This is a genomic window from Actinomadura sp. KC345, from assembly GCF_004348515.1.
Classification (GTDB): Bacteria; Actinomycetota; Actinomycetes; order Streptosporangiales; family Streptosporangiaceae; genus Spirillospora.
Genome location: NZ_SMKH01000451.1, coordinates 1 through 4556, shown reverse-complemented (window position 1 = coordinate 4556; position 4556 = coordinate 1). Strand labels below are relative to the sequence as shown.

Sequence of the window (4556 nt, the reverse complement as noted above, 5' to 3'; positions counted from 1 at the left end):
GGTAGGGACAGGGCGTGGACTTCTCCAGTGCGGCCGACGAACTCTACGGCGTCCAGCCGTCCGACTTCGTGGCGACCAGGAAGCGGCTGGCCCAGGAGGCGAAGTCGGCGGGCGACGGGGGACTCGCCAGGCGGATCGGCGGGCTGCGGCGCCCGACGCTGGCGGCGTGGGCGGTGAATCTCCTCGCCCGCTCGGCCGCCGGCGACCTCGGGACGCTGCTGGACGTCGGGCGCGACATCCGCGCGGCGTGGAACTCGGGCGGCGGGCTCGGGAACCTGGAGCAGCGCCGGGCCCGCCTCGTCGGCCTTCTCGTCCGCACCGCGGGCGAGCTCGCGGCGGACGCGGGCACTCCGCTGCGCGAACAGGCCGTCCGCGAGGTGGAGGACACGCTCCAGGCGGCCACCGTGGACGCGGACACGGCCGAGGAGGTGCGCGAGGGGCGGCTGTCGCAGCCGCGCAGCCACACGGGATTCGTCCCGGCCGGATTCCCCATGGCTCCGGAGGGCGGCGAGGAGCGCGCCGAGCCGGAGGCGCAAGAGAGGCCGGCCGCCGGGAAGCCCGCGAAGGCGAAGGCGCCCGCGAAGGGAAAGGCGCCCGCGAAGGGAAAGGCGCCCGCGAAGGGAAAGGAGCGAGCTCGGGCGGCGTCGAACGTCACGCGGACGAGCGCGGCGCGGGCGCGGCGGGCGGAGACCCTGCGCAGGCGCGCCGAGGAGGCGGACCGCAAGCTCGCCGAGCGCCGGGAGCGGGCCGAGGCGGCGAAGCGGGACGCCGAGGAGGCGTCCGCCGCGGTGGGGCGTCTCCGGCACGAGCTGGAGCGGGCGGTCGCCGACCGCGACGCGGCGGCGCGGCGGGCCGACCGCGCCGAGCAGAACCGCTCGCGCGCCGAGGAGGCGGCGCGGGAGGCCCGCAAGGCCGCGCAGGACGCGCGCCGGGCCGCCGACCGGGACGCGCGGCACGGGTGACCGATCACACCACCCCGGAGCCGGACCGGACGCCGCCCATGAAGTACGTTCGAATAGAACCTGGTTCGAAAACGGCGAGATCAGCATGAGGGGGCGGCGCGGTGACGGCACCGGTCGTGGAGCAGCCGACTGACTGGACCGAACCGGGCGCGCATCTCGTGGCGCCGGGGGTGCACCGGGTCCCGCTCGCGCTCCCGATCCCGTCGCTGCACGCGGTGAACGTGTACGTCATCGAGGACTCCGACGGAATCGTCGTCGTCGACTCCGGCTGGGCGATGCCCGACACCCGGACGTCGCTGGAGGACGCGCTCCGGGCCCTCGGCCACGGGCTGGACGACGTCGCGCAGTTCCTCGTCACCCACGCGCACTGGGACCACTACTCGCAGGCCCTCGCGCTGCGCGAGTCGTTCGGGACGCGGGTGCGGATCGGGCGCGGCGAGCAGCCGTCGATCGAGGCGTTCGACACCGGCGCCGGCCTGCACCCGAGGCAGGTCGAACTGCTGCGCCGCTGCGGGGCGGGCGCCCTCGCCGACGAGATCGCCGGAGCGCCGGTCGACAGCTCCGAGCGGGACGTCCTGTACACCCGGCCGGACGGCTGGCTGGACGACGGGGAGCGCATCGACCTGCCCGGGCGGGGCCTGGACGTGTTCGCCACACCGGGCCACACGCGCGGCCACATCGTCCTGCGGGACGCGGACGCCGGGCTGCTGTTCGCCGGCGACCACATCCTGCCGCACATCACCCCGTCGATCGGGCTGGAGACCGAGCCGGAGCCCAAGCCGCTGCGCAGCTACCTGGAGTCGCTGCGGCTGGTCCGCGGCATGCCCGACACGCTGCTGCTGCCCGCGCACGGCCCGGTGAAGCCGAGCGTGCACACCAGAATCGACGAGCTGCTGGAGCACCACGCCGAGCGCCTCGACGAGGCCGCGGCCCGGGTCCGCGCGGGCGCCACGACGGCCTTCGAGGTCGCGGCCGCCATGCCCTGGACGCGCCGGAAGCGCGCACTCGGCGATCTCGACGCCTTCAGCCGGATGCTGGCCGTCCTGGAGATCGACGCCCACCTCGACGTCCTCGCCGACCGCGGCGTCCTGGACTCCCACGACGAGGCCGGCGTCCGCAGGTACGCGGTCAAGAACTGACCGGGTCCGCAACGGACCGCGCCCCCGGCGGTACCGGGGTGAAATATGCCCGGTTAGGCTGATCTTCCGGTTCCCTCCCGGAAGGAGCGCCGATGACGCTCGCCCCCGACTCCGCCACGATCACCTCCCCGGAAGAACTGCGCGAGCTCCTCGGCGCGCCGATGCCCCGCGCGGTCGACAAGGAGCGCGTCACGCTGCACGCCTGGGACCGCGAATGGCTCGCCCGCTCGCCGTTCTGCCTGATCTCCACCAGTGACGCGGACGGACACTGCGACGTCTCCCCCAAGGGCGACCCGCCCGGGTTCGTGCACGTCATCGACGACACGACGATCGCCATCCCGGACCGCCCCGGCAACCGCCGCGCCGACGGGTTCCTGAACATCCTGAGCAATTCGCACGTGGGGCTGCTGTTCCTCGTTCCCCGGCGCGGGGAGACGCTCCGGATCAACGGCCGGGCCCGGCTCGTCCGGGACGCCCCGTTCTTCGACGAGCTGGTCGTCAAGGGGCACCGCCCGGCGCTGGCGATGATCGTGGACGTCGAGCAGATCTTCTTCCACTGCGCGAAGGCGCTCATGCGCTCGAAGCTCTGGCGGCCCGAGACCTGGGAGCCGGACACGCTGCCCTCGCACGCCCGCATCGTCGGCGACCTCCGGTACGCGAAGGAGAGCGTGGAGGAACTGGAGCGGTACTACTGCGAGGCCAACTACGAGAAGCAGCTGTACCGGAGCTGACGCTTTACCGGAGCCGACGCGGCGGCCCGCGGTCAGCAGGCGGGCGCGACCGGGTCGTCCGATCCGGTGTCGAGGTAGACGTCGGGGATGAAGTGGCCGGGACCGATGCGATTCCACAGGTCGCTCGTGCCGTAGGTGCCGGTGACGTTCTCGCCCCGCACGTGGCACTCCACGACGACGTTCGCGTGGTCGGCGGCCGTGCCCGTGGCGGCGGCGGACTCGCTCGCCGACGAGCGGAGCGTCACCGGCGCGCCGGAGGCGCCGACGACTCCCTTGGGTCCGGTGCCGGTCCACAGGTAGGTGACGTTCACCCACGCGTTGTCGGTCAGCCCCAGGCCGTCCCAGAACGTTCCGTCCGCGAGGTCGATGCCCGCCGGGTTCAGGACCGTCCGGCCGAACTCGTCCTTGCCGCCGTTGTAGCCGTCCTCGTAGGCCGCCTGCGACTCCGGCGTGCCCTGCGGGAGGTCCTTCCACATCTCGCGGACGGACGAGGGATTCCAGTAGTCGTCGCGGGTGTTCCACGGGCCGACGTCCCAGACGGGCGCGTACTCGCACCGGCTCCCGCTGTCCGTGCACACGCGCACGGAGTAGTCGCCGGTCCCCTTGGGCGACAGGCCGCGGCGGGACGGCAGCGCGACGAAGTGGTCCCGCTCGGTGATCACATGGCCGTTGGCCGTCGTGGCGCCGACCAGGCCCTCGCGCGTCGCGAAGACCCGGTGGGCGGCGGCGGCCGCCGCAGACGGGGCCGGGGCCGCGACACGGGCGGCGGTGAGCTCCACGCCCGAGACCGCGGGCGCGGGCGCGCCCGCCTTCTGCGCGAGCACGATCCGCGCCTGGATCCGCGTGGACGCGGACGGCAGCGCGGCCCCGGCCGGATACCACTCGGTCCAGGAGCCGCCGCGCCAGGCCCGGACGTCCACGGCGGCCGACCCGCCGCCGTCCACCCGCGCCCGCACCCGGTTCACGGGCTCGGCGAGGTCCCTCGGAGCGAGCAGGAGCTGTCCCGTGGCCTGGGCGTCGTGCAGCGCGGCGGGGCCGGTGCGGGCGGAACCGAGCCGCAGGGCCCGGCCGTCATGGCGGACGTTGACGTCGTCGCCGCCGATCGCGGCGAGGTCGGGTGACCATCGCGGGGCGGTGTCCGCGGCGGCGGGCGGCGCGGAGCCGGTGAGCACGCCGGCGGCGGTGAGGGCGAGGAGGCCGGCGCGTCTCCGGCGGATTCTCGGGAGCATGCCCACGAGGGTGAGCGCCGGGCCCCCGGCCCGCAACGGCCGATCATCACCAAAAGGACCGCCCCGATTTCGGCGGTAATGCGAAGGTCGTCCAGGTCGACCGGCGGTGGGCCCTCCGGAAGGAGGCGACCCCCGCGCCTTCCGCGCGGGGGTCAACGACCGGGCGGCATGTCAGCCGCTCTTGCGGCGGAACTGCCGCTGGTGATCGGCGCGGTCGTGCTTGCCGCGCACCTTCGAGCCGCTCTTGCCGACGGTGCCGGCGTTCTTGCCCGCCGATCCGCGCTTGCGCTCCAGGGCCTCCCGGAACTTGCGCTTCACGTCGTTCTCGCCGTCCTCTGGTTCTCCTGACGAGTCGGCCATGCGGACCTCCAGCTCTCTTAGGGGCACCCCCAGCCTCACATACCCGCCGGTGAGCGGTCAGCAGCACCCCGCCCCCAAGATCAGCCGGGGAGTTTTCACCATCAACCGGTCAATGCAGAACGATCTCTCCTATGT

General features: G+C 73.9%; 5 protein-coding genes. 3 read left to right on the top strand and 2 right to left on the bottom strand.

Annotation, left to right across the window (positions count from 1 at the left end; translation table 11 throughout):
• The first annotated feature begins 14 nt into the window (after positions 1-14).
• From E1281_RS37845 to E1281_RS37835, 3 genes are all read left to right on the top strand, one after another.
• Complete coding sequence (locus E1281_RS37845; protein WP_131884515.1) at positions 15-962, top strand: hypothetical protein; 948 nt, start codon at positions 15-17, stop codon at positions 960-962.
• 116 nt (positions 963-1078) lie between these two features.
• On the top strand, positions 1079-2101 hold the full coding sequence (locus E1281_RS37840; RefSeq protein ID WP_243717782.1) for an MBL fold metallo-hydrolase: 1023 nt from the start codon (positions 1079-1081) through the stop codon (positions 2099-2101).
• Between the two features lie 92 nt (positions 2102-2193).
• Positions 2194-2832, top strand: coding sequence for a pyridoxamine 5'-phosphate oxidase family protein (locus tag E1281_RS37835; RefSeq protein WP_131884513.1), 639 nt, complete (start codon positions 2194-2196; stop codon positions 2830-2832).
• A 32-nt stretch (positions 2833-2864) separates the two neighbouring features.
• On the opposite strand, the gene E1281_RS37830 is transcribed toward E1281_RS37835, so the two are convergent.
• Together E1281_RS37830 and E1281_RS37825 are read right to left on the bottom strand one after the other, a co-directional pair.
• Entirely contained in the window at positions 2865-4061 is a 1197-nt protein-coding gene (locus E1281_RS37830; protein ID WP_131884512.1) for a hypothetical protein, read from the bottom strand.
• Between the two features lie 171 nt (positions 4062-4232).
• Positions 4233-4421 (bottom strand): DUF5302 domain-containing protein, encoded by a 189-nt coding sequence (locus E1281_RS37825; protein ID WP_131884511.1) that lies wholly within the window; start codon positions 4419-4421, stop codon positions 4233-4235.
• Positions 4422-4556: the final 135 nt, after the last annotated feature.